21 protein-coding genes and 1 pseudogene are annotated in these 23,194 nt (G+C 60.8%); 5 read left to right on the plus strand and 17 right to left on the minus strand.

The window, feature by feature from the left end:
* Positions 1-216: 216 nt before the first annotated feature.
* Positions 217-972 carry a crotonase/enoyl-CoA hydratase family protein gene (locus ACRQ1B_RS22470; RefSeq protein ID WP_432296329.1) on the plus strand — a complete coding sequence of 252 codons (756 nt, stop codon included), beginning with the start codon at positions 217-219 and terminating at the stop codon, positions 970-972.
* Positions 973-1,184: 212 nt separating this feature from the next.
* On the opposite strand, the gene ACRQ1B_RS22475 is transcribed toward ACRQ1B_RS22470, so the two are convergent.
* Together ACRQ1B_RS22475 and ACRQ1B_RS22480 are read right to left on the minus strand one after the other, a co-directional pair.
* Positions 1,185-2,429 carry a class I SAM-dependent RNA methyltransferase gene (locus tag ACRQ1B_RS22475; protein ID WP_432296331.1) on the minus strand — a complete coding sequence of 415 codons (1,245 nt, stop codon included), beginning with the start codon at positions 2,427-2,429 and terminating at the stop codon, positions 1,185-1,187.
* On the minus strand, positions 2,426-3,271 hold the full coding sequence (locus ACRQ1B_RS22480; RefSeq protein ID WP_432296332.1) for a TlyA family RNA methyltransferase: 846 nt from the start codon (positions 3,269-3,271) through the stop codon (positions 2,426-2,428). Before ACRQ1B_RS22480 ends, ACRQ1B_RS22475 begins: the two co-directional genes overlap by 4 nt.
* A gap of 174 nt (positions 3,272-3,445) precedes the next feature.
* On the opposite strand from ACRQ1B_RS22480, the gene ACRQ1B_RS22485 reads away from it, so the two are divergent.
* The 3 genes from ACRQ1B_RS22485 (at position 3,446) to ACRQ1B_RS22495 (ending at position 7,175) form a co-directional block, all read left to right on the plus strand.
* Positions 3,446-5,449 carry a methyl-accepting chemotaxis protein gene (locus ACRQ1B_RS22485; protein WP_432296333.1) on the plus strand — a complete coding sequence of 668 codons (2,004 nt, stop codon included), beginning with the start codon at positions 3,446-3,448 and terminating at the stop codon, positions 5,447-5,449.
* Positions 5,450-5,598: 149 nt separating this feature from the next.
* Positions 5,599-6,606, plus strand: coding sequence for a DUF4424 domain-containing protein (locus ACRQ1B_RS22490; RefSeq protein WP_432296334.1), 1,008 nt, complete (start codon positions 5,599-5,601; stop codon positions 6,604-6,606).
* Positions 6,606-7,175 carry an SMI1/KNR4 family protein gene (locus tag ACRQ1B_RS22495; protein ID WP_432296335.1) on the plus strand — a complete coding sequence of 190 codons (570 nt, stop codon included), beginning with the start codon at positions 6,606-6,608 and terminating at the stop codon, positions 7,173-7,175. Before ACRQ1B_RS22490 ends, ACRQ1B_RS22495 begins: the two co-directional genes overlap by 1 nt.
* A 6-nt stretch (positions 7,176-7,181) precedes the next feature.
* On the opposite strand, the gene ACRQ1B_RS22500 is transcribed toward ACRQ1B_RS22495, so the two are convergent.
* From ACRQ1B_RS22500 to ACRQ1B_RS22540, 9 genes are all read right to left on the minus strand, one after another.
* Complete coding sequence (locus ACRQ1B_RS22500) at positions 7,182-7,931, minus strand: hypothetical protein (protein WP_432296336.1); 750 nt, start codon at positions 7,929-7,931, stop codon at positions 7,182-7,184.
* 119 nt (positions 7,932-8,050) lie between these two features.
* Positions 8,051-9,970 carry a 1-deoxy-D-xylulose-5-phosphate synthase gene (gene dxs, locus ACRQ1B_RS22505; RefSeq protein WP_432296337.1) on the minus strand — a complete coding sequence of 640 codons (1,920 nt, stop codon included), beginning with the start codon at positions 9,968-9,970 and terminating at the stop codon, positions 8,051-8,053.
* Between the two features lie 108 nt (positions 9,971-10,078).
* The gene (locus ACRQ1B_RS22510) at positions 10,079-10,996 is read right to left on the minus strand and encodes a pirin family protein (RefSeq protein WP_432296338.1); all 918 of its coding nucleotides are present in this window, start codon (positions 10,994-10,996) and stop codon (positions 10,079-10,081) included.
* A gap of 105 nt (positions 10,997-11,101) precedes the next feature.
* On the minus strand, positions 11,102-12,211 hold the full coding sequence (locus ACRQ1B_RS22515) for a hypothetical protein (protein ID WP_432296339.1): 1,110 nt from the start codon (positions 12,209-12,211) through the stop codon (positions 11,102-11,104).
* A 165-nt stretch (positions 12,212-12,376) separates the two neighbouring features.
* Positions 12,377-12,631 carry an exodeoxyribonuclease VII small subunit gene (locus ACRQ1B_RS22520; RefSeq protein WP_432296341.1) on the minus strand — a complete coding sequence of 85 codons (255 nt, stop codon included), beginning with the start codon at positions 12,629-12,631 and terminating at the stop codon, positions 12,377-12,379.
* Position 12,632: 1 nt separating this feature from the next.
* Complete coding sequence (locus tag ACRQ1B_RS22525) at positions 12,633-13,568, minus strand: histone deacetylase family protein (RefSeq protein WP_432296342.1); 936 nt, start codon at positions 13,566-13,568, stop codon at positions 12,633-12,635.
* 312 nt (positions 13,569-13,880) lie between these two features.
* On the minus strand, positions 13,881-14,444 hold the full coding sequence (locus ACRQ1B_RS22530) for a biotin transporter BioY (protein WP_432296343.1): 564 nt from the start codon (positions 14,442-14,444) through the stop codon (positions 13,881-13,883).
* Between the two features lie 36 nt (positions 14,445-14,480).
* Entirely contained in the window at positions 14,481-15,077 is a 597-nt protein-coding gene (locus ACRQ1B_RS22535) for a CbiQ family ECF transporter T component (protein WP_432296344.1), read from the minus strand.
* Entirely contained in the window at positions 15,074-15,754 is a 681-nt protein-coding gene (locus ACRQ1B_RS22540; protein ID WP_432296345.1) for an energy-coupling factor ABC transporter ATP-binding protein, read from the minus strand. The genes ACRQ1B_RS22535 and ACRQ1B_RS22540 overlap by 4 nt, the downstream gene beginning before the upstream one ends.
* Before the next feature lie 108 nt (positions 15,755-15,862).
* Between ACRQ1B_RS22540 and ACRQ1B_RS22545 the strand changes: the two genes are divergently transcribed.
* On the plus strand, positions 15,863-17,056 hold the full coding sequence (locus ACRQ1B_RS22545) for a winged helix-turn-helix domain-containing protein (RefSeq protein WP_432296346.1): 1,194 nt from the start codon (positions 15,863-15,865) through the stop codon (positions 17,054-17,056).
* Positions 17,057-17,253: 197 nt separating this feature from the next.
* Here ACRQ1B_RS22545 and ACRQ1B_RS22550 read toward each other — a convergent pair whose 3' ends face one another.
* The 6 genes and pseudogenes from ACRQ1B_RS22550 to ACRQ1B_RS22575 all read right to left on the minus strand — a co-directional run bounded on the left by ACRQ1B_RS22550 (position 17,254) and on the right by ACRQ1B_RS22575 (position 22,976).
* Positions 17,254-17,568: a BrnA antitoxin family protein gene (locus ACRQ1B_RS22550; protein ID WP_432296347.1), complete on the minus strand. Its 315-nt coding sequence runs from the start codon at positions 17,566-17,568 to the stop codon at positions 17,254-17,256.
* A complete protein-coding gene (locus ACRQ1B_RS22555; RefSeq protein WP_432296348.1) occupies positions 17,565-17,813 on the minus strand; it encodes a BrnT family toxin in 249 nt (82 codons plus the stop codon). Before ACRQ1B_RS22555 ends, ACRQ1B_RS22550 begins: the two co-directional genes overlap by 4 nt.
* Before the next feature lie 102 nt (positions 17,814-17,915).
* A pseudogene (locus tag ACRQ1B_RS22560) lies at positions 17,916-18,101 on the minus strand (BrnA antitoxin family protein); the annotation flags it as partial.
* The gene (locus ACRQ1B_RS22565) at positions 18,098-18,346 is read right to left on the minus strand and encodes a BrnT family toxin (protein ID WP_432296349.1); all 249 of its coding nucleotides are present in this window, start codon (positions 18,344-18,346) and stop codon (positions 18,098-18,100) included. The pseudogene ACRQ1B_RS22560 and the gene ACRQ1B_RS22565, both read right to left, overlap by 4 nt.
* Positions 18,347-18,439: 93 nt before the next feature.
* Positions 18,440-19,537: a chorismate synthase gene (gene aroC, locus ACRQ1B_RS22570; protein WP_432296350.1), complete on the minus strand. Its 1,098-nt coding sequence runs from the start codon at positions 19,535-19,537 to the stop codon at positions 18,440-18,442.
* Between the two features lie 319 nt (positions 19,538-19,856).
* Positions 19,857-22,976 carry a bifunctional diguanylate cyclase/phosphodiesterase gene (locus ACRQ1B_RS22575; RefSeq protein ID WP_432296351.1) on the minus strand — a complete coding sequence of 1,040 codons (3,120 nt, stop codon included), beginning with the start codon at positions 22,974-22,976 and terminating at the stop codon, positions 19,857-19,859.
* Positions 22,977-23,194 lie beyond the last annotated feature (218 nt).

Below are 23,194 nucleotides of genomic sequence, written 5' to 3' on the forward strand. Positions count from 1 at the left end.
AGCCGCTTGTGCCTTCTCCCCGTCAGAACGGGGAGACGGTGCCAGCAGGCGGATGAGGGGCAAGCCTCAACCATCAAGCTCGCGGCTGCCCCTCATCCCCTCGCTATCGCTCCGGACCTTCTCCCCGTTCTGACGGGGAGAAGAGGCAAGACGCACTCGCTGTGCCTATCGCGGCGCCATGGAAAGCAACCACATCACTAACCCGGGAAACCGCCCATGACCGACCACATCCTGATCGAACACTCCGACGCGGTGCCCGGCGTCCTCGTCATCCGCTTCAACCGGCCGGAGAAGAAAAACGCCATCACCTCGGCCATGTACCAGACGATGACGGCCGCTCTCACCGAAGCCAATAGCGACCCGAACATTCGCGCCGTCGCCTTTCTCGGCACTGAAGGCTGCTTTTCCGCCGGCAACGACATGGGCGACTTTTTGAGCTACGCCATGTCCGGTTCAAAAGAACCGCCGGCCGGTGCCATCTTCATCAGGGCTTTGGCCAGTTCAGAAAAACCGATGGTCTCGGGTGTCGATGGCCTGGCGATCGGCATCGGCACCACGCTGCACATGCATTGCGACATGACCGTCGCCTCCAGCCGCAGCCTGTTCAAGACGCCCTTCGTCGATCTCGCTCTTGTGCCGGAAGCCGCCTCCAGCCTGCTGGCACCAAAAATCATGGGGCACCAGCGCGCCTTTGCCATGCTCGTTGCCGGCGAAGGTTTTTCGGGCGATGCCGCCCATGCCGCCGGTCTGGTGTGGAAGGTGGTGGCGCCGGATGTGGTGGAAGCGGAAACGTTGGCACTCGCCGCATCACTGGCATCAAAGCCGCCGCAGGCGCTGAAAATCGCCCGTGAACTGGTCCGCGGGTCGCGCGAAGAAGTGCTTGCTCGCATCGACGAGGAACTGGTTCATTTTACCGCGCAACTGAAAAGCCCCGAAGCGCGGGCTGCGTTCGAGGCTTTTATGAAAAGGTGAGGTCGGCTATTGGCGAGAAGAGTGAATGTGAATTAACGAGGGCGCGGCATAAACCCTTCTCCCCGTAAGAACGGGGAGAAGGTGCCGGCAGGCGGATGAGGGGCAAAAGTCTCAAACTCAGAGTTTGTGGCTGCCCCTCATCCCCTTCGCTTTCGCTCCGGACCTTCTCCCCGCTTGCGGGGAGAAGGAAGCAAGCCGCACCGTCTCCGCACTCACTTCGTCAGCAGCGCCACCGTCTCCACATGCGTCGACCACAAGAACTGGTCGATCGGCGTGACCGACTTGATGCGGTAACCGGCATCGACCAGCAGCTTGAGATCACGCGCCAAAGTCAGTGGATTGCAACTGACGGCCGCAATGGTCTTCACATTGGCGCGCACCAGTTCCTGCACCTGTGCTTCCGCGCCCGCACGCGGCGGGTCGAACACGACGGCGTCGTAGTGTTTCAGTTCCAGCGGGATCATCGGCCGGCGGAACAGGTCGCGTTTTTCCACGGTGACGGGTTTCAGCCCCTGCGTGTTGCGGGCGGCGTGATCCAGCGCCTTGATCGCCTTGTCGTCACCCTCGACGGCATGAACCTTGGCCGTCTTGGCGATGCGGAAGGTGAACGTGCCCGCACCCGCAAACAGGTCCAGCACCTTCTTGGACTTGCCGACATGCTTTGCGACGATCTCGGACATCACCTCTTCGGCGGTTTTTGTCGCCTGCACGAAAGCACCCGGCGGCGGCGATACGCGCACGCCCGAAAATTCGATGATCGGCTTCTGCGGCTCGATGAGGATCTCACCATTGACGGACACGCGGGCAATACCCTTCAGCGTCAGCACGGTTTCGATGGCGGATCGGCGCTGTTTGTCCTCCAGCTTCTTCAAACCCTCGACGGCGATATCCAGCCCTGACAGGGTTTCGAGAACCGCGATACGAAACGTGTCGGCACCGATGGCGAGTGCGTTGCCTATCGTGCGGATCGTTTCAAGCCGCGCCACGATGCCGGGCGCGGCGATGGGACATTCGACAATCGAGACGATGTGATGGGTTTCCTCGCGGTTGAAACCGAGCAGAAACTCCTTTTCCGTCTTGCGGGCCGAAAACACCGTGCGGCGACGCTCGCCCGGCTTGGCCGGAATGGTATCGGCAACCTCGGGCGTCAGCCCCTTGGATTTCAGCGCATCGACAACCAGCTGGCGCTTGAAGGCCAGATAGGGCGTTTCGGCCAGATGCTGCAACGAACAGCCGCCGCAGGCATCGCTGTCCGGGCCAAAGTGGCGACAGACCGGCTCGATGCGATCCGGCGACGGCGCGCCGGTGGACATGACGGTGCCGTGGTCGCCATTGCGCGCAATCGCCAGCGTTTCACCCGGCAGCGCATAGGGCACATAAACCGGGCCATCCTCGCCATTGGCGATGCCGTGTCCCTGCGCGCCGATACGGTTGATGGTGACGGTGACCGTGCTCATTCGTCATCCCCGTCCATGTCTTCGTCGTCGAAATCATCGTCGCTGTCGTCATTATCATCCTTGTCGCGACGCTGATAAGGTTCGGCATCCTCCGGCTTTTTGCCGGCCAGCAGAAACTCCTTGTTGCCGTCGCCACCATCAATGGGCGAGGGGATGAGGCCAAGGCTTTCCCACTCCATGTCTTCGGTGAGCCAGCGTTCCAGCTCGGCGGCCACATCGGGTGCCGTTTCCGGCTCCTTCAACAGGCCGGCTTTGCTGATCGCATCACGACCCGCCTCGAATTGTGGCTTGACCAACAGTACGCAGAGCGCGCCGGGCTCTGCCTGTTCCAGCGCCGGGGCAAGGGCCAGCTTCAGCGAGATGAACGACACGTCCGAGACAATGAAGGTGATCGGCCGGTCTTCGTAATCGTCCGGTTCGAGATAGCGGGCGTTGAGACCTTCGATATTGGTGACGCGCTCGTCATCGATCAGACGCTGGTGCATCTGGCCGTGGCCGACATCGATCGAGGTCACGTGCTCGGCGCCGCGCTTGATCAGCACCTCGGTAAAGCCGCCGGTGGAGGCGCCGATATCGAGGCAGTCATGGCCGGTCGGGTCGAGCTTGAAATGGTCGAGGCCCGCGACAAGCTTCAAGGCCGCGCGGGACACATAATCCTGCGCGGGGTCGTCGATGGTGACGGTCACATCGGGCTTGAAGGTCAGGCTCGGCTTGGTGACGACACGGCCGTTGACGGTCACGGTGCCACGGCTGATCGCGTCGCGCGCACGCGCGCGGCTTGCCACGAGGTTGAGCGAGACCAGAAGCTGGTCGAGACGTTGAGGTTCGGCGATCTTGGACATGGCCTGTCAATGACCTTTGTCGGGCTTTTGCGCAAGTGATACATGCCAATATGTCCATGACAAATGTTTACCCGCGACGATCTGGCAAAAGGCAACACATTCTTAAAGGTCATGGTGCTTTGTCTCGTTAAGCCACAATTCGATCAAGTATCCGTTTTTCACGAGCGCGACCCCATGTTGAAAAATCTGTCCATCAGCAAGAAGATCATCGTCACTTTCATGGCGGTCATGTCCGCCTGTTTCTTCGCCACCGCCGGGGTTTACTGGCAGGTGCTGAAATCGAATGCTGCCGCGGACGAGCAGGTTTCTGCGCAGGCGATCGTCGTTGGTGTCGATACTGCCGTGGAAGCCATGCTGGAACAGGTGGTTTACCAGCGCGATTATCTGCTGGGTGGCGCGGAAGCCTCTGCGACGGCAGCACTCGCCAATCGTGAAAAGGTGTCGAAGGCGCTCGATGATGCCCGCGGCGCCGCAACCGGTCGTGCCGATCTTCTCTCCTCGATCGAGACGCTGTCTTCTGCCGCAAAGGCCGTCAACCGCCAACTGATCGACCCGCAGCTTGCAGCGCGCAAAGGTGGCCAGTCGCTCGATCAGGTCAGTGCGCTTGCCAGCGGTGACGGCGAAAAGTCGCTCTACACTTTCCGCAACGCTGCTGCCACGCTCAAGCAGCAGGCCATTACGCTATCGACCAGCCTGACGGCTGCCCAGCATGATGCCAGTGCCGCCATTTTGTGGACGCTCGTCATCGCCGGCGGGATTGCCGGCGTGCTGGCGCTGGGCCTGATCTGGGCGCTGTGTAACGCCATCGTCAACCCGATCGTCAGCATGACGCGCACCATGACGGCGCTGGCCGGCGGCAATAATGATATCGACGTGCCCGCACTCGACCGGGGTGATGAAGTGGGCCGCATGGCACAGGCCGTTGCCGTGTTCAAGGATGCGGCCATCGAAAAGCAGCGCCTTGAGCGCGAAAGCGATTTGACCCGTGCCCGTGCGGAAACCGAACGCCGCGTCAACGACGAGCAGAAGGCGCATGACGCCGCCGATGTGGAATTCGCCATCGATGGTCTGGCCACCGGCCTCTCCAAGCTGGCTGAGGGCGATGTCGCCTACCGCATCAACGAAAGTTTTGTCGGCCGTCTCGACCGCCTGCGCACCGATTTTAATGCCGCCCTTGGCACGTTGCAGACGACGTTGACGCTGGTCGGCGACAATGCATCCGCCATCCACACCAATGCCGACGAGATCCGTACGGCCACCGACGATCTGGCAAAACGCACCGAACAGCAGGCCGCCGCCGTCGAGCAGACCGCCGCCGCCGTCGAGGAAGTCACCACCACCGTCAAGGATGCCGCTGCCCGCGCCGAAGATGTCGGCCAGCGTGTCGAACGCACCCGCCTGGGCGCTGAAAAATCCGGCGAGGTGGTGCGCCGTGCCGTTTCGGCTATGGAAGGCATTTCGCATTCCAGCCACGAGATCACAAAGATCATCGACGTGATCGACGACATCGCCTTCCAGACCAACCTGCTGGCGCTCAACGCCGGTGTCGAGGCAGCCCGTGCGGGCGAAGCCGGCAAGGGGTTTGCGGTGGTGGCCCAGGAAGTGCGCGAACTGGCGCAGCGTTCCGCCAATGCGGCAAAAGACATCAAGACGCTGATCACCACCTCCACCACCCAGGTGGATGCCGGCGTGGCGCTGGTGGGCGAAACCGGCAAGGCGCTGCAGGCGATCGTGGAAGAGGTGCGCGAGATCAACGAACACATCCGCGCCATCGTGGTGTCCACCCGCGAACAATCGACGGGCCTGCAGGAAATCAACAATGCGGTCAACACGATGGACCGCAACACCCAGCAGAACGCCGCCATGGTGGACCAGCAGACCAAGACCACCCACACGCTGGCCAGCGAAGCCAACACGCTGAACGAACTTCTGAAGCAGTTCAATCTGGGCAGCGACCGCAATTTCACCGGCAGCCGTTCGGGCTTCATCATCCCGCCGACGCCAACGGCTGCGGCCCCGCAATTCGCGCCGGTCTCGCGCCCGGTGAAGGCGCCGAATATTCGCATGGCGGCTGAGGAAAGACCGCGCCGTTCGCCGGCTGCAGCGCTGCACAATCAGCTGGCGCGGGCGTTTGAACCTGCACCTTCGGCTTCGAAGGACAATTGGGAAGAGTTTTGAGCGAAGAGGCTCAAGGTTTGATGAAAGGGCGGGGCCGGTGGTTCCGCCCTTTTTGTTTGGGGGAGGGTAGTTCTTCCGTCTCACCCTTTCCCGCTTCCTCGCGTCACATCCGCCACCTATGATGCCTCAACAAAGGCGGAGAGAGACGGATGAGACGATTGAAAAGCCCGGTACGATCGACAGCACTGGTACTGGCCATCTGCGGCGCAGCGACGTCAGCGGCTCTCGCCAATGACACCACGGCCGAGCTGAAGACGGGTGGCCTGGCTTACGTCCAGACCTCCGATATCGCCATGGAAGAGGAAGACCTGTTCCTGTCGCGCGAGGAAATTCGGGTCGATTACGTCTTTCGCAATCTCGGCAAGGACAAGGTCGAAAGCCTGATCGCCTTCCCGATGCCGGATATCGTCGGCGGGTCGGAAAGCGACATCGCTTATGGCGACAACGAGAGCGACAATTTTCTCGGCTTTTCCGTCGTGCAGGACGGCAAAGAGATCACCACACAACTGCAGCAGCGCGTCACCGCTCTCGGCATCGATCAGACCGAGAGGCTGAAGGCGGCAGGCGTGCCCTTTCTGCCCTATAGCGAAAAGACCGCAGCCGCGCTCAAACACCTGTCGGCGGCGGAAAAGGCCGAATGGGCAGCACTCGGCCTTATCCGCAACGACGATTTTGGTGCGGGCGCGGAGGTGACCCCGGTCTGGACGTTCTCCTCCGCCTATTGGTGGAAAACCACGTTTCCCGCCGGCGAAAAGGTGAAGGTGGCGCATCGCTACACGCCGAGCGTCGGCGGCACGGTGGCGATGAGTTTCATTGAAGGTGGCAAACCGGCCTATTCCTACGAGGATTACGCCAAACGTTACTGCATCGACGGTGATTTCATGAAGACGGCGGCAAAGCTGGAAGCGGCCGCCGCCAGATCCGCCGGCCCGCATTACACCGAGCAATGGCTCTCCTACATCCTCACCACCGGCGGAAACTGGGCCGGCCCGATCAAGCGTTTTCGCCTGACCATCGACAAGGGCAACCCGAAGGACTTTGTCAGCTTCTGCGGCAAGGGCGTGAAGAAGGTGGGGCCGACGAAGTTTGTGATGGAGGCCGAGGATTTTACGCCGGAGCGGGAAATGGATGTGCTTTTTCTGGTGGCGGGGGAGTGATGTCCGCTTATGATCTTGCCGGCCTTTTCGACCAATCCTCCGTGACGCGAGCCGCCACGGAGGAGGAGATCGCCGAAACGGAGCGGCAGGTCGGGCCACTGCCCGAATGTTACAAGCGCTTCGCGGCGACCTTCGGCTACGGCACCACGAACAACCTCTTCATCATCGAAATGCCCTTCGCCGTGACCGAGGATCGCGGGCTGATCGAGCGCGGCGGGTTTCTGCGCGATCAGGTTCGTTGGCTTGTGGATGGCCATCGCGAGGACGGTCTGGAGATCGGCGAGGAAGACTGCCTCGAAGCCTATGACGAGGAGAGCCGCGATGTGGCAGCCTTCTTCCACCGGCTGCAGTTCTTTGGAAAAAGCGAGAACGGCGAATATCTTTGCTGGCGGTCAATCGGTGACGGCATGTTTCGCTTCCACGTGATCGACAGGGCATGCCTGTCGATCCGATACGGCGGTGCCAGCTTGATCGACTTCATTCGCGCCAGCCAGACGGATGCGGTCAAGACAATGCTCGGGGCGGGGTATGAGAGGCTGCCGAGGACGTTTGCGGGTGTAACAGCTTAATTGCCACTATTGCCCTTTTCGAGTGTAAGGTCCGTGTCGCATCTTGAAGCCAAACTCCATATTCGGAGCAAACCAGATTATCAAAGCGAGTACGTGGCCCAGAAAAACGGTCAGATAAAGAAGCAGATGTAACGGATCATAGCCCGAGCGTTCGAAGATTAGCCTAAGCCCATAACCGACCAGCAGTATGTGCATGATTGGAATAATGCCAAAAACTATTTTATAGCAGAACTCGTAAATCCATAAGAGTGCCCGAAAACCGCGCTTTGGCGTAAAGCGTTCTTTTCCTGCAATAGCGATTTCACTTTGGAATAGTCGCACGCTCATTTCATTGAAATGATCCGTATCTGCTAATATACCGCCATCAATGTCTGCGGCGCGAGCAGTTCTCTGCATCACCGCCCAGAGAAGCTGAGAATAGCAAAGCCATGTGGTGAATCCTGCAGCCGTAATCAGTAAGCCAAAAGTTGATATAGCGACGAGGATTTCTAAGGCTGCAGGTAGATCAAGCGTGCTGATGTCCGTTCCTGGGATTTTGAAGTTTTTCCCGGAAACGGCGATCGCTAAAAACATATCGATGATGAATAGTGATTTCAGATTGTTGTCACGTCGGGTCTGAGCCTCAGCAAGGCGCTCCCCAAGCCTCTCTACGATTCTGCCTTCGAGAGCCGGATCGGAAAGTTTATCGAGGTCATCTTCATATGTGGAAGTCAGTCGAAAAAGCGGCGTTGCTCTGAAGTCTGAAGTTTCGCTCACAGATAATCTCGATTCGCATAGGTTGGATTATCGAATTTGATATCCAATCGCGAACCTTCGCAACGCTTTCTAAGAAGGCTTGCTCAAACAATATTTGGTAGACTTGAGCGAGGCCCACCTCACCCCGCAGCGCCAACCCCCACAACCGTCTTGCCCAGCGCCTTGAACACCGTGCCGACAATCCCGGCACGGTCCAGACCTGCCTTGGCATACATCGCATCCGGGCTGGCCTGTTCCATCCAGATATCCGGCAGAACCAGCGAGCGGATTTTCAGGCCGTTGTCGAGCAGACCTTCATTGGAGAGGAACTGCAGCACATGGCTGCCGAAACCGCCGACAGCGCCTTCCTCGATGGTGATCAGCACCTCGTGGTGGCGGGCCAGCTGGCGGATCAGGTCGTGGTCCAGCGGTTTCGCGAAACGGGCGTCCGCTACCGTCGTCGAAAGGCCTGATGCATCGAGGTCTTCTGCGGCCAGCAGACAGTCTTTCAGGCGCGTGCCAAAAGAGAGGAGGGCGACCTTCGCCCCTTCCTTGACGATGCGGCCCTTGCCGATCTGCAGGATTTCGCCGCGTGCCGGCATTTCCACGCCCACGCCTTCGCCGCGCGGGTAACGGAAGGAAATCGGGCCGTCGTCATAGGCGGCGGCCGTGCGCACCATGTGTTTCAGTTCCGCCTCGTCGGAAGCGGCCATCACCACCATGCCCGGCAGGGTGGCGAGGAAGGTCGTGTCGAACGAACCGGCATGGGTCGGACCATCGGCGCCGACAAAACCGGCGCGGTCGATGGGGAAGCGAACGGGAAGTCCCTGTATCGCCACGTCATGCACGACCTGATCGTAACCGCGCTGCAGGAAGGTCGAATAGATCGCGCAGAAGGGTTTGAACCCTTCGGTGGCGAGACCGGCCGCGAAGGTCACGGCATGCTGTTCGGCAATGCCGACGTCGAATGTGCGGGTGGGATAAGCTTCCAGCAGTTTGCCGAGCCCCGTGCCGTCCGGCATGGCGGCGGTGATGCCGACGATCTTTTCGTCGAAACCCGCTTCCTGCACCAGCGCTTCACCAAACACGCTCGTATAGCTCGGAGCATTCGGCTTGGCCTTGGCCTGCGCGCCGGTGATGACGTCGAACTTGTTGACGCCATGATATTTGTCGGCGGCGGCTTCGGCGGGCGGATAACCCTTGCCCTTCTGGGTGACGACATGGATCAGAACCGGGCCCTGCGCATGGTCGCGCACATTGCGCAACACCGGCAGAAGATGTTCGAACGAATGGCCGTCGATCGGGCCGATATGGTAAAAACCCATTTCCTCGAACATGGTGCCGCCGGTCACGTAACCGCGCGCATGTTCGACGGCGCGGGTAATCGCCCGGTCGATGGACTTGCCGAGGTACCCGGTCAGCTTCTTGCCCACTTCGCGCATGCCCATATAGGTGCGGCCGGAAGCGAGGCGCGCCAGATAGGCGCTCATGGCGCCGGTCGGCGGGGCGATCGACATGTCGTTGTCGTTGAGGATGACGATCAGCCGGGCATCGAGCGCGCCGGCATTGTTGAGCGCCTCATAAGCCATGCCGGCCGACATCGAACCGTCGCCGATGATCGAGATGACATTACGCTTCTGGCCGGACAACTGCGCGCCGACCGCCATGCCGAGGCCGGCGGAAATCGACGTAGAGGAATGGGCGGCGCCAAACGGGTCGTATTCGCTTTCGGCGCGGCGGGTAAAGCCGGAAAGCCCGTCTTCCTGGCGCAGCGTGCGGATGCGGTCGCGGCGGCCGGTGAGAATCTTGTGCGGGTAACACTGGTGGCCGACGTCAAAGATCAGGCGGTCGTCGGGTGTGTTGAAAACCTTGTGGATGGCAATCGTCAGTTCCACGACGCCGAGACCCGCACCCAGATGACCACCGGTCTTCGACACGGCATCGATCATCTCGTCGCGCAGTTCGCGCGCAACCTGCGGCAGATCGCGATCCTCGACGTTACGCAGGTCGGCGGGCAGATTGATCTTGTCGAGCAAGGGTGTCTCTGGTTTTGCTGTCAAGGAATCCGGCCTTTTGTTACGCGTGCTATCAGGTGTGCAATCCAGCAAAGATGCGCTGGCATTCGCCTTTTTCAAGGCGATTGCCACAGCTTCTATCGGAATTCGCGTTCAGGGCAAAGGCACAAACTCTTCCTCATCCCCCGGCACGATGTCGAAACGGCCGGTGCGCCACTCTTCCTTGGCCTGTTCGATCCTCTCCTTGGAAGACGACACGAAATTCCACCAGACGTAGCGGCGCGAGGTCATGGCCGCCCCGCCGAACAGCATGATGTGACAGCCCATCGCGCCCGCTTCGAGCGTGATCTCGTCGCCGGCGCGGAAGGCAAGCAACTGATCAGCGGCAAAACGGTCGCCGGAAATGATCAGTTCGCCGGAGAGAATATAGAGCGCTCGTTCCTCATGTGCGGCAGAGAAGGGGAATTTTTTGCCCGGCTCCAGCGCGAGATCGACGTAAAGCGTATCGGTAAAGGTGGAGACGGGAGAACTGAGGCCATCCAGCGTGCCGATTACCACCCGGCCGGAAGCGCCTTCCCAATCGATGACCGGCATGTTTTCCCGCGCGGTGTGAGCGAATACGGGGTCGATCTCTTCCTTGTCATCCGGCAGCGCCAGCCAAGTCTGCAGGCCGGACATGGCAAGCGGATGGCCCCGAAGATTTTCCGGCGTGCGCTCGGAATGCACGATGCCGCGCCCCGCCGTCATCAGGTTGATGTCGCCGGGCTTGATCACCAGTTCGGTGCCGAGACTGTCGCGGTGCTTGATTTCGCCATCGAACAGATAGGTGACAGTGGAGAGTCCGATATGCGGATGCGGCTTGACGTCGAGCGCCTCATCGGCCCGCAGAACCGCCGGTCCCATGCGGTCGAAAAAGATGAAAGGCCCGACGAGGCGGCGCTGCCGTGTCGGCAGGGCACGCCGTACAGAAAATCCGCCGATATCGCTGGAGCGCGGAATGATCAGGTTCTCGATCGCGTCGCAGGCAAAGGCATCGCCTGGGGCGGGATCGGTGCCGGGGAAAAAGGACATGGGGCCGGTCTCCATCTGGTGATGGAGGAAATCTAGTGCGGTTCGCGCCCGGGCGACAGTCGCGCCGCGCGGAACAGAGTGTTCCACAAACCGTACCGCGTCACATCAGTCGAACCGGTTGCCGATCATCCGGTTCCATTGCTCGCCTACCAGCCCGTTCAGCATCACATCGCCGGTGGCAATCGCCGCGCGGATTTCGGCGTCGCGGGTATTGATCATGCTGGAAACGCTGTTGGTGAAGGCGATGCGCCGGCCGAGCATGGCTTCCATCAGGTAGGTTTTCGTGCGACCGATAACGGCGGTGGCGCCATTGTCTGCGGCATGGCCGATCAGCGCATCGATCACCTGTCCTTCACTGCCCGTTGCCGCCATCATCTGCAGCACCCGCGCCTCCGATCCCTTGTTCAGGTGATAAAGGAAACAGCCGACCGGTCGGCCATTGTGATCGGTGACCGACGCCATGAAGGCCGGGCCAAAATCCCGTTTGGGCAGGGCTTGTCCAATCAGGGTGGAAAGCTCGTCCCTGCTCCAGCGCGGACGCAGCGCAAAGCGGGCGGAAAGCTCACCCAGCATGACGGCGAACGTGTCGGCATCGATATCGGCAACGACTGCGGCCTTGCCGGTCTTTTTCCGGGCGTAACCCAGCCAGCGCGGGCGGTTGGGTTTCACGCGGCTGCGCAGTATTTCGTCGGTCAGTCTCGCCACGGGGCGCAACAGGCCAAGTGGGCCAAACCGTCGCGATGCCTGGCTCGTCAGCCACTCGGCCGGCCGGATGATACGAATCCAGCTGAGGCTGTGGTTCGGCAGGCCGGTGCAACCCAGCCGCTGGCCGAGCGCCAGGGAAATGTCGCTGGCCGTATCGGTAAAGGAAAAATCCTGGCTTCCCGAAAGGGCAGCCTTCAAGAGTTTCGGGCCGATCAGGGCTTCGCCGGCGCGGCTGTCGGACATGATCGTGCCGATCAGCGCGCCGTTCACCTGGCGCTCGCCGATCTGCATCGGCAGGCGGTGGCGCCCGACAAAACCGGAAATGCCGGTGCGGCCTTCATAGACCAGCGGCGGCAGGCTTTCATGCGCAAGCGGATGGTCGATATAGACATCGCGCAGGCAATCGACGAGGGCCGCCGAGGCCGCCGTCTCCTTACGCTTGAACGCATACTGAAAAAGTCCGGCCACCGACGGAATGTCGGCTGCCGTCAAAGGCCGTATATGCCCCATGACCCCAAAATGCCCCACCATGACCCCATGGCAGATCCGCTTCCCACACAGACCCGCCGTTTCTTCTCAAAGACTTACGGCCAAGCCCGTGAAAGGCGGTTCAAGATATTGGATTGTATTTGAACGATCCGGCCCTTTGCGGGCAGGCCGGCGCTCACATAAGCGTTATTCGCCGTCGAGAGGCTCGACACCCTGCGGTTTGCCGGCGCGGTCGAGGCGGATCTTTTCAATGCGGTTTTCGGCGGCGGACAGCAGCTTTTCGCAATGTTTCTTCAGGGCTTCGCCGCGCTCGTAGATGGCGATGGATTCGTCCAGCGCCACGTCGCCGCGTTCCAGACGGGCCACGATGCTTTCGAGTTCGGCGACAGCCTTCTCGAAGGAATAGCTGCTCACATCGTTGATCTCGACCTGGTCCGACATTTTAGCCCTTCATCAATCTGCTGATATGCAGGCCCGCCGATTCGGCCAGCCCTTCCAGATCATAGCCACCTTCAAGCAGGCTGACGACCCGGTTGCCGGCATATTTGCCGGCGATCTCCATCAGCCGCCCCGTCGCCCAGTCGAAATCATTGCCGACAAGGTTGATCTGCGCCAGTGGATCACGGTGATGCGCATCGAAACCGGCCGAAATCAGCAGGAAGTCCGGGCGAAAATTTTCGAGCGCCGGCAGAACGCGGCTTTTGAAGGCCTCGCGAAAATGCTCGCTGCCGTCATTGGTGGCCAGAGGCGCGTTGACGATGTTGTTTTTCGTGCCCGTCTCGTCCTTCGCTCCGGTAAACGGATAGAGCGGCATCTGGTGGGTGGAGCAGAACAGCACGGACGGATCGTCCCAAAAGATGTCCTGGGTGCCGTTGCCGTGATGCACGTCCCAATCGACGATCGCGACCCGTTCTGCCCCGTACATTTTTTGCGCATGACGGGCGGCGATCGCCACGTTGTTGAACAGGCAGAAGCCCATGGCCTTGGATTTTTCCGCATGGTGGCCGGGCGGACGCGCGGCGACAAAGGCGTTGTCCACCTTGCCCGTCATCACGTCATCCACGGCCGCCATCGCGCCGCCAATGCCGGTGAGGGCCGCCTGCAGGCTCTTGGGGCTGAGATAGGTGTCGGATTCCAGCTGGTGTATCGCGCCGTCTTCCTCCGGCACCTGCCGCATGACGGAGAAGAGATGTTCTTCCGGATGCGCCAGCATCACCGCATCTTCATTGGCTTGCGGCGCCGGTTTGCGGTCGAGATCGGCGAAATACGGATGTTCGAGCGCAATCGCCAGCGAGCGCAGCCGGTCGGCGCGTTCCGGGTGTCCGGGCGGCGTGTTGTGCTCGAGAAAGATCTCGTGTTCGTAAAGGCGCGTGGTCATGGCGGGCCTCATTCTCCTTGGTGCCCGGTGATGGGCAATCGCCAAATGGCGCGGGGGCAGGCGCTTTTCAAGCTTGGGAAAATACCCGGGCCTGTTTGGGCAAGAGGGTGCGGCAGTTACCCTTCTCCCCGTGTGCGGGGGTCCGGAGGACGGGACGGGGCAAGCGACCCGTCCCCGGTAGGTGCCGGCAGGCGGATGAGGGGCAAAGCCCCAAATTCAGCGCATATGGCGGCCCTCATCACCTCGCTGGCGCTCCGGCACTTCTCCCCGTCATGACGGGGAGAAGAAGCAAGTGGCATCGTACCGCCCCAATCAAGCCCGCTGCGGCAGAAGCGGATATCCCACCATCACGGCGCGGCCGGCAAATGCGGCGATCAGTGCCTTCAGGGCATCGCCCGGAATGAAGGCCAGCGTGCCGAGGAAAGCCGCCTGCAGGCCAAGGCCGGTCACAAAAGCCAGCCAAAGAACGCCGAGAAGATGGCAGGCCACAACACCGCCGGCCAAGGCCGCGACGAAGAAGAAAGAACCCTGCACAAGACCGGTCTGGCGCGCCGTCACAAAGCGCTCGGAGATGTATCCGGTGACGAAGGCGGCCGCGAGATATCCGTAGAGGTAACCCGAGGGCGGCGCCATGAACATGCCGAGACCACCGCGACCACCGGACAGGACCGGCAGGCCGATGGCGGCGAGCAGCATGAAAAGTGCGACCGTCAGCGTGCCGCGTTTGGCCCCCAGCACCACGCCGGCCAGCATGACGCCAAGCGATTGCGCATGCACCGGCACCGGAATGAAGCCGAGATTGACGGGCGGGATCAGGCCCAGCGCGACGATGATCGCGGCAAACAGGGCGACAAGAACGAGGTCTCTGGTACTCATGACGGTAGATTTCCCTAAAAACGTGGGGGCAAATTGCTAGCGAATGCCGCGCGCGTCAATGGCGGCGGCGATTTCATCGGCATTCTTCAGTGTGTGGATCATCAAGGGCACGATCAGCGTCACCGGCCTGATTTTCAAGCCACGCGCGCGGTGGGCATCGCGGATGCTGCGGTAACGCAAGGTCACTTCCGGCACAAAGCGGATGACGAGGCCGACGGAAAGCCCGATATCGGCGGCCCGCACCAGCCCGATCCGCTCGAAAGGCGTCGCGGCCCATGTGATCGTGTCGATGAATGCTCCGATCGACGTCGTGGCGGTGATCGCCGCCGCCGCCAGCATCAGCGCGGTCAGGCGAAACAGGATGACCAGCGCCTCGACCGGCGGCTGGAACAGAAGCGCGAACAGCGTGACGGCGAAGATGGTGATGAAGGCAGGGCGCAGGCGGACAAGGCCGCTTTTCCAGCCGATACCGGTGGAGGCATAGGCGAGCGCCGCGACAAAGGCGGCGACGCCCAGCGCCACCGGATTGTTGGCCAGGAACAGGAACAGGCTGAAGACTGCCAGACCACTAAGTTTTGCCTTGGTCGGCAGACGGTGCAACAGGCTTTGCCCATCGAGGTAAAGCGTGTTCATGCGCCGGCCATTGTTTTGTATTGCGCGATCACATCCGCCGGCGTTCCATCGCCGATCAGCCGGCCATGCGAAAACAGCAATACCCGGTCAAACCCTTCGACCAGCGCCAGATCATGGGTGATGACGATCAGGTTTTCATCCATGCCCGCCATGGTGCGTTCCACCAGATTGCGGTTTTTCAGATCCAGCTGGTTGGTCGGCTCGTCGAGGATCAAAATCTTTGGCTGTGTCACCAGAACCGAGGCAAAGGCCGACAGCTGCAACTCGCCACCGGAAAGCTCGTGGGTACGACGGTCGGCCAGATGTTCAATGCCGAAACGGGCAAGCACGCCATCCACCGCCGCCTGCACCGCATCGGCAGACAGTTTTTTCCGCTTCAGCCCCAGCGCGATATCTTCCTTCAATATCGGCAGGATGATCTGGTTCTGCGGGTTCTGAAAGATGAAGCCGGCCTCGGCTCGCACCGCTTCCGCATCCTTCACCGTATCGAAGCCGTTGACCGAAACTTTTCCGGAAGACGGTTTCACCAGCCCGTTGATCAGCCTCGCGAACGTCGTTTTGCCGGAACCGTTCAGCCCGATCACGCCAATACGTCGCTCACTCAGGCGTACGCTCAGCGGTTCGAGCGCGGTGCGGCCCTCGTAAACGACGCTCGCCTCTTCGAAATGGATATCCAAGCCGGTCCCTCAATTCAGTCAGGCTCTATAAACCCGATCGGGATTGAGGGGAATTAAGAACAAAAAAAGAACATTGACTTCGCGAAAGAAGGCCATAATCTCCAATCCATGGCGATACTGATCTCGAATGAACAGGCACGGCGCATTTTTCTGGAGCGGCAGGGGCTTTCCGCCGCGCCCAACCGGGCACTCGACAAGGCGGGGCTGTTGTCCCTGATCCATGCGATCGGTTTTGTGCAGGTGGATAGTATCGCCACCGTCGAACGCGCCCATCACATGATCCTGTTTTCGCGTAACCAGACCTATAAGCGCGATCACCTGACGGCTCTTCTGGAAAAGGATGGCGAGCTTTTCGAGCACTGGACGCACGACGCCTCTATCCTGCCCTCCGAATTTTTCCGGTACTGGAAACACCGTTTTCGCCGCCGCGAACCGCATCTGGCAGAACGATGGAAAAAATGGCATGGCGAAGACTACGATTCCGCCTTCGAGGATACGTTTCGCCATATCGAGGAAAACGGGGCGATCATGTCGCGCGACATGAAGGCCGAGGACCACAAATCCGGCGGCTGGTGGAACTGGCATCCAAACAAGACGGCGCTCGAATATTACTGGCATATCGGAAAACTCTCGATCGCCGGCCGCCGCAACTTTCAAAAGATCTACGATCTCACCGAGCGTGTCCTGCCGCTGCATCACCACGAACCGGAAGTGACGGAGGAGGTGTTTCTGGACTGGGCGTGCCGCAGCGCGCTGACGCGTCTTGGGTTTGCCACGTCAGGGGAAATCGCTGCCTTCTGGGCATTGGTGACGCCGCTGGAAGCCAAACTCTGGGTCGAAACCCATCGCGAAGAACTGGTGGAAATTCTGGTGGCGCCCGCAAACGGTGGCCGTCCGCGCCCGTCCTATGCGCTTGCCGGTTTTCCCGAAAATCTCGGCGAGATACCGGAGCCGCCCAACCGTATCCGCGTGCTCAGCCCCTTCGACCCGCTGTTACGGGATCGCGACCGCGCCGAGCGATTGTTCAACTTCAATTACCGCATCGAGATTTTTGTGCCCGAGCCAAAACGGATCTACGGTTATTACGTCTTCCCGCTGATGGAAGGCGACCGCATGATCGGCCGTATCGACATGAAGGCCGACCGCAAGGCGGGCACGCTCGACGTCAAACGCCTGTGGCTGGAACCCGGCGTGCGGGCGTCCGCAGGAAGGCTGGAAAAATTGGAGGCGGAACTGGTGCGTATGGCCCGGTTTGCGGGTGTGGAGAGTGTGCGGTTTCTGGAGGGCTGGCGCGGGGAGTAGGAGATTGCCGAGAGTGCGACATAGACCCTTCTCCCTGTCCTGACGGGGAGAAGGTGTCGGCAGGCGGATGAGGGGCAATCTCACCCTCGGAGCTCGCCGCTGCCCCTCATCGCCTCGCTTTCGCTCCGGCACTTCTCCCCGCACGCGGGGAGAAGAAGCAAGCCGTACCGCCTCGATCCCAATGGTTGGTCGGAGCCCTACAGGCCCGCCGCCTTGCGCAATTCCGTCGCCATCTTGGCGCGCCAGTCCTTGCCGCCTGCCTTGTATTTTTCCAGCACATCTGGATCAAGTCGCAGCGTGACGGCCACCTTGGGCGCCTCGACGCGCGGACGTCCACGCGCAGCGATATCCTTTTCCATCTTGGCGGCGAGTTCAGGATAGACTTCGCGGAAGGGGCGCATGCTCGCCAACTCTTCCTTGGTCAGCGGCGGTGAATCCACGGCGTCCCAGTCTTCTTTGGTGTAACCGCGACCGGGCTGAAACTCTTTGAGGGTTTTGCGCTTCACAGTCATTCAATCACTTCCCTTTCGTCTCGTCTGGCCGGTCGCATGGAAATGATCGAGATTGCTTCCGAACCGAGCGCCAGAAAGATAACGACGATGGTCCCGTCTCGGAGGCGGCCGACGGCTTTCGACCGGCCTTCTTTCGCCGGGCTGGTGACAGCCGCGACAAAGAATTCCAGATCAAGGTCGGCAAAATCCAGGCCGTGTTTTAAAAGGTTGACCTGCCGTTTCCGCTCGTCCCAAACGATCCGCATTATTCGTACACGAAAAATCGCCCCCCGACAACGAGCAGAGGATTTCTCATGTCAGCATGCTCCGCAATCCTGCGGATCAAGGGGTTATTTCACCTGACGCTTCTTGTCCTGATCCCGGCGCATCTCATCGAGCGACCGAAAGAACTCCGGCGGCAGAACCTCGCGGGCAGGGCGCATGCGGGCCAGCTCCTCGTCGGTCAGTTCGGGACTGTCGACGGCATCCCAATCTTCCTTGGTGTAACCTCGGCCCGGCTGGAATTCCTTGAGCGTCGGATGTCTGTCCTTCATGGCAGGCGATTCCTTTCCTTCGGACTGGCATCGCGGAAACTGATGATCGAAATCGCTTCGGTTCCGAGCGTGGCGTAGATCACCACCGCCGTACCGTCGCGGTAATAGCCTATGGCCTTGACCCGCCCGCTATGGCTTGGCTCCAGCACTGCAGTTTCCCAACCGAACCAGACCACGTCTGCAAAATCGAGGCCGTGTTTATCCTGATTGGCTCGTCGTTTCACTTCGTCCCAAACGAAGATCATCTTGAATATCCATACACGAAAAATCGCCACCCAGCAAAGAGCGACGATCCATCATGTCCAAATCTGCGGCAATCCTCAAAGCCGAGGGGAGGGTCAGTCCAGCCGCCCCGTCTGCCCGCGATCGCGTAAGAAATGGTCGGCGATGGCGCAGGCGACCATGGCCTCGCCGATCGGTACGGCGCGGATGCCCACGCATGGGTCGTGGCGGCCCTTGGTGCGCACGTCGACATTCTTGCCGTCGGCATCGATCGACTGGCGTTCGGTGAGGATCGACGATGTCGGCTTGATGGCGAAACGCGCCACCAGCGGCTGGCCGGTCGAAATGCCGCCCAGAATGCCGCCGGCATGGTTGGAGAGGAAAAGCGGCTTGCCGTCATTGCCCATGCGCATTTCGTCGGCGTTTTCCTCGCCGGTCAGTTCGGCCGAGGCAAAACCGTCGCCGATCTCCACACCCTTGACGGCGTTGATCGACATCAGCAGGGACGCGATATCCTGATCGAGCTTGGCATAGATCGGAGCGCCAAGACCGACGGGCACACCTTCAGCGATCACCTCAACGACGGCGCCGATCGAGGAACCGGCCTTGCGGATACCGTCGAGATAGTCTTCCCACACCGGCACCATCTTTTCGTCCGGGCAGAAGAACGGGTTCTGGTCGACCTGTGCCCAGTCCCAGTTTTCGCGGTTGATCTTGTGTTTGCCGATCTGCACCAGCGCGCCGCGCACGGTCACGCCCGGAACGACAAGGCGGGCAATGCCGCCGGCTGCCACACGCGCCGCGGTTTCGCGGGCAGACGAACGGCCGCCGCCGCGATAGTCGCGAATGCCGTATTTCGTGTCATAGGTATAATCGGCATGTCCCGGACGATACTGGCGGGCGATTTCGCCGTAATCCTTGGAACGCTGGTCGGTGTTTTCGATCAGCATGGAGATTGGCGTCCCGGTCGAGATCATCGTGACGCCATCCGCATCCAGCATCACGCCCGAAAGCACCTTCACCTCGTCGGCCTCGCGGCGCTGGGTCACGAAACGCGACTGGCCGGGCTTGCGCTTGTCCAGCCACTGCTGGAGGTCGGCAAGGGTGAAACGCAGGCCGGGAGGGCAGCCGTCAACGACGCAGCCGAGCGCCGGACCATGGCTTTCGCCCCAGGTGGTGACACGGAAAAGATGACCGAAGGAATTATGCGACATGGGACCCCGCCGATAAGCGGGATCCGTTCCCGCCTTGAAGCGGGTTTGTCATATTAAAAACCACTGCCGGGGGAAAGCCTTTTATGGGCAGGCTATCCTATGTGGATGTGAGAGGGTGCCGCTTGCTCCCAATAATCTCCCCCCTTGTGGGGGAGATGTCACCGTAAGGTGACAGAGGGGGGTAAGCGACGGTGCGACGGAGGAGCGGAAGCGGCTTTTGTGCCATAAACACCCCCCTCTGCCCTGCCGGGCATCTCCCCCGCAAGGGGGGAGATCGGCTGGACGCGCCCTCGCTATTTCGTATGCAATCGCGCAGCTTTTATGCCGCCGTGCCGTTCGCCTGCTTGGCCGCAAGGTCCCAGCCGCGTGCCGCCGCCTCGTTGAACGCGTCGAAGGCGAGCGGGCGGGCAAAGGCATAACCCTGCAACAGGTCGCAGCCCAGTTCGCGCAGCATGGCGGCATGGGCCATGCTTTCCACGCCTTCCGCCACCGTTTCCACGCCCAGCGAACGGGCAATGTCGATGATCGAGCGCACCAGCGTGCGTTCCTGCGGCGAATTGAGGATCGGCATCACCAGCTGGCGGTCGATCTTCAGGCGTTTCGGCTTCAACTTGAGAAGGCTGACGATGGACGTATGGCCGGTGCCAAAATCGTCGATCTCGATATCGATGCCCAAAGCCTTGATGCGTTCGAGGTTGGAAGCCGCCGCATCCTCGCTTTCGTCGAGAAAAATCGATTCCACCAGTTCGAAGGAAATCTGGCCGGGGGTGATGTGCAGCGTCTTCAGCGTGTCGATCAGCGCATCGTCATGCAGACGTTTCGAAGACACGTTGACGGACACTTTCGGCACGTCGATACCGAGTGCTGCCCAGCGCATCTTATCCTTCAACACGGTCTGCAAGACGATCTGGTCGAGCGTCGCCGTCACGTTCAGTTCGTCGGCGATTTTCAGGAAGCGGTCGGGCGCCAGAATGCCGTGCTGCGGATGTTTCCAGCGCACCAGCGCTTCCGCGCCGGTCAGCTTCATCGTGCGGGCATCGAATTGCGGCTGGTACCAGGCAACGAACTCGTCGTTCTCGATGCCGGACAGAACCTCGTCGGCGGTGCGCTTGTGGCTGATGATTTCCGCCTGCAGGTTCTGGGTGAAAAACTCGTAGCGGTTCCGCCCTTGAGCCTTGGCGCGGTAAAGCGCGATATCGGCATTCACCAGCATGCGGCGCGCATCGATATTGCGGCCGGTCGCCTGCGCGATGCCGATCGAGACACCGAAACGGCAGGAAAACCCTTCGAAATCCACCGGCTGGCGGATTTCGGCGATGATGCGGTTGGAAAGAGCTGCTGTATGCGCGGTGCTGCAATCGTCTTTCACCAGAATGACGAATTCATCGCCGCCGATACGCGCCACCAGATCACCGGGATTAACGCTGCGCAGCAGAATGCGGGCGGTATGCACCAGCATGGCGTCGCCTGCGGCATGGCCCAGCGTATCGTTGATCTGTTTGAAACGGTCGAGATCGAGATGCAGGATCGACAGTTTCTGGCGCTCGTTTTCGCTGGCGCGGGACAGCTCGTCCAGTGCCAGATCGAGGCTGCGGCGGTTGGCGAGCATGGTCAGCGGGTCGTGCAGCGAATTGTGCTCGATCCGGTTCTTGGCCATCTGCAGTTCCAGATTCTTGGCGTCGGCCTCCTGCTTGGCGGCGCGAAGTTGTTCGGTCAGAATGGCATCATCGGTCACATCGAAGGCAAGGCCGATCACCTTGCGGTGGCCATCACGGCCGATATGCAGTTTGCCGACCGAGCGCACATAACGGATGCTGCCATCCGGCTGCGGCACGCGCACGACCAGCGGCTCATCGCTGCCGGGCCCAAAATGTGCGGAAACGCGACGCGCTTCGTCACGGTCTTCGGGGTGGATGGTTTCGATCCACTGTTCGGCGGTGACGTTGTCTTCGGAATAGGGCAGGCCGTGCAACTGGTAAAGCCGCGCATCCCAATGCTCAATGCGGCTGTCGGGCAGGGATTCCCAGATGCCGCAACGGTAGGATTCAAGCGCGATGCCCAGCTTGGCGGTCAGCTCTTCCAATTCCTGTTCACGGCTGGAAAGTTCGTCCAGCGCCAGTTCCAGCTCGGCATTCTTGATGTCGCTCACTTCCTTGGCGTTGCGCAGCGACTGGTTGAGCGTCATGTCGGCGGAAACGTCCCAGACGATGCCGGCCACACGCTGGCTGCCATCCGGGTTGCGATAGCTGGCGCCGGCCGAGCGCAGATAACGCAGGCTGCCGTCGCCGGCGGTGACGCGGTATATGACGGAGGACGCTGTGTTGGCGCAGGCGCAGGCGAAGAAATAGGCTTCGGCGGCCGGCCGGTCTTCCGGGTGGATCGCGGCAAGCCATTCGCCGAGGCGATTGTCGCCTTCTGTGGCCGGGCCGCCATGCAGGGCGGCGGAGCGACCGTCCCAGAACAATTCGTCGTCGGCAAACTCCCACACGCCCATGTTGGAGGCTTCCATGGCCAGCGCAAAACGCTGCGACAGTTCGGTCAGCGTTTCCTCGCGCAGGCGAAGTGCCGCGATATTGCGGTTGCGCTCGCCGATCAGCAGGCTGGCGATAAATACCGGAATGATCATGGCAAGGCCGGCAAGCCCGATCTGCAGACGGAAACTCGCCTGGTTGTCCGGTGTGGCATTCCAGCCCGCCTTTGGCAGAGCCTGAAGCTGCCACCTTCCACCGGCCACCGGAATGGTGTGCGAGGCCGGATCCTGCAGCGGCGTGCCGAAGAAGTTGGAGCCGGCGGTATGCGCGGTGTCGCTGATGGCGATCTTCAGCCAGCTGAGATCGATCATCGGCGCGGCATCGGGCTTGCGCGGCAGAAGAGAAATGCCCACGCTCTGGAACAGATAGAGCTTGTCGATGACGACGATCAGGGCGCCCCAGTTTCCGGCCAGCTGTTCACTCTGCGCGATCGGCAGCAGCAGCACGATGGCGCGGCTTCTGTCGCTGGTCACCACGGCGGGTTCGGTGATGGCGCGTTTGCTGCGGACGGTGTCAGCGAGGGCTGCCGTACCGGCGCCTCTCAGGATCGGGTTTTCGGTAATCGGTTGGCCGCCCGGTGTAAAAACATGGCCGAGTTCGAAATCCGGCGCCAACGCCACGGTGGCGAAATGCGGATTTTTCTCCAGCGTGCGCTTCACGAAAGACTGAAAGGCACTGTCCGTTTCGGCATTTTCGGGCGAAAAGGCATGTACCAGATCGTCGGCGGTGTCGAGGTCGGTCTGCAGTCGCGATGCCATGCGCACGCCAAGCAGAGTGGAGGCGCGTTCGGTCGTCTTGCGCAATTCCTGTCGGAACGCGACGGTATTGCGATAATCGACGGCGATGCCGACGATGATGACGGCACCGGTGATCGCCAGCGCCGCGGCCAGCGCCGCGCGTCTGCTCATCAGTTTGTTGCCCAGTCGGCGACCAAACGGAACTCGAACCACCAAGCCTTTTACCCTTGCACACTATCCGGATCGTGCCCTGACCATATTCGCGCAAGGTTAATCTACGATTGAGGAATATAGCCTGATTGCATGTGGTAATATGTTGTGGATCGACATCCGCCGGGGCTTGCCAGGATTTCGCCGGAAACCCTTGAATCGCAGTTAATTTTCCGGTC

It is taken from the genome of Endobacterium panacihumi, assembly GCF_050847465.1.
Lineage (GTDB): Bacteria > Pseudomonadota > Alphaproteobacteria > Rhizobiales > Rhizobiaceae > Neorhizobium > Neorhizobium panacihumi.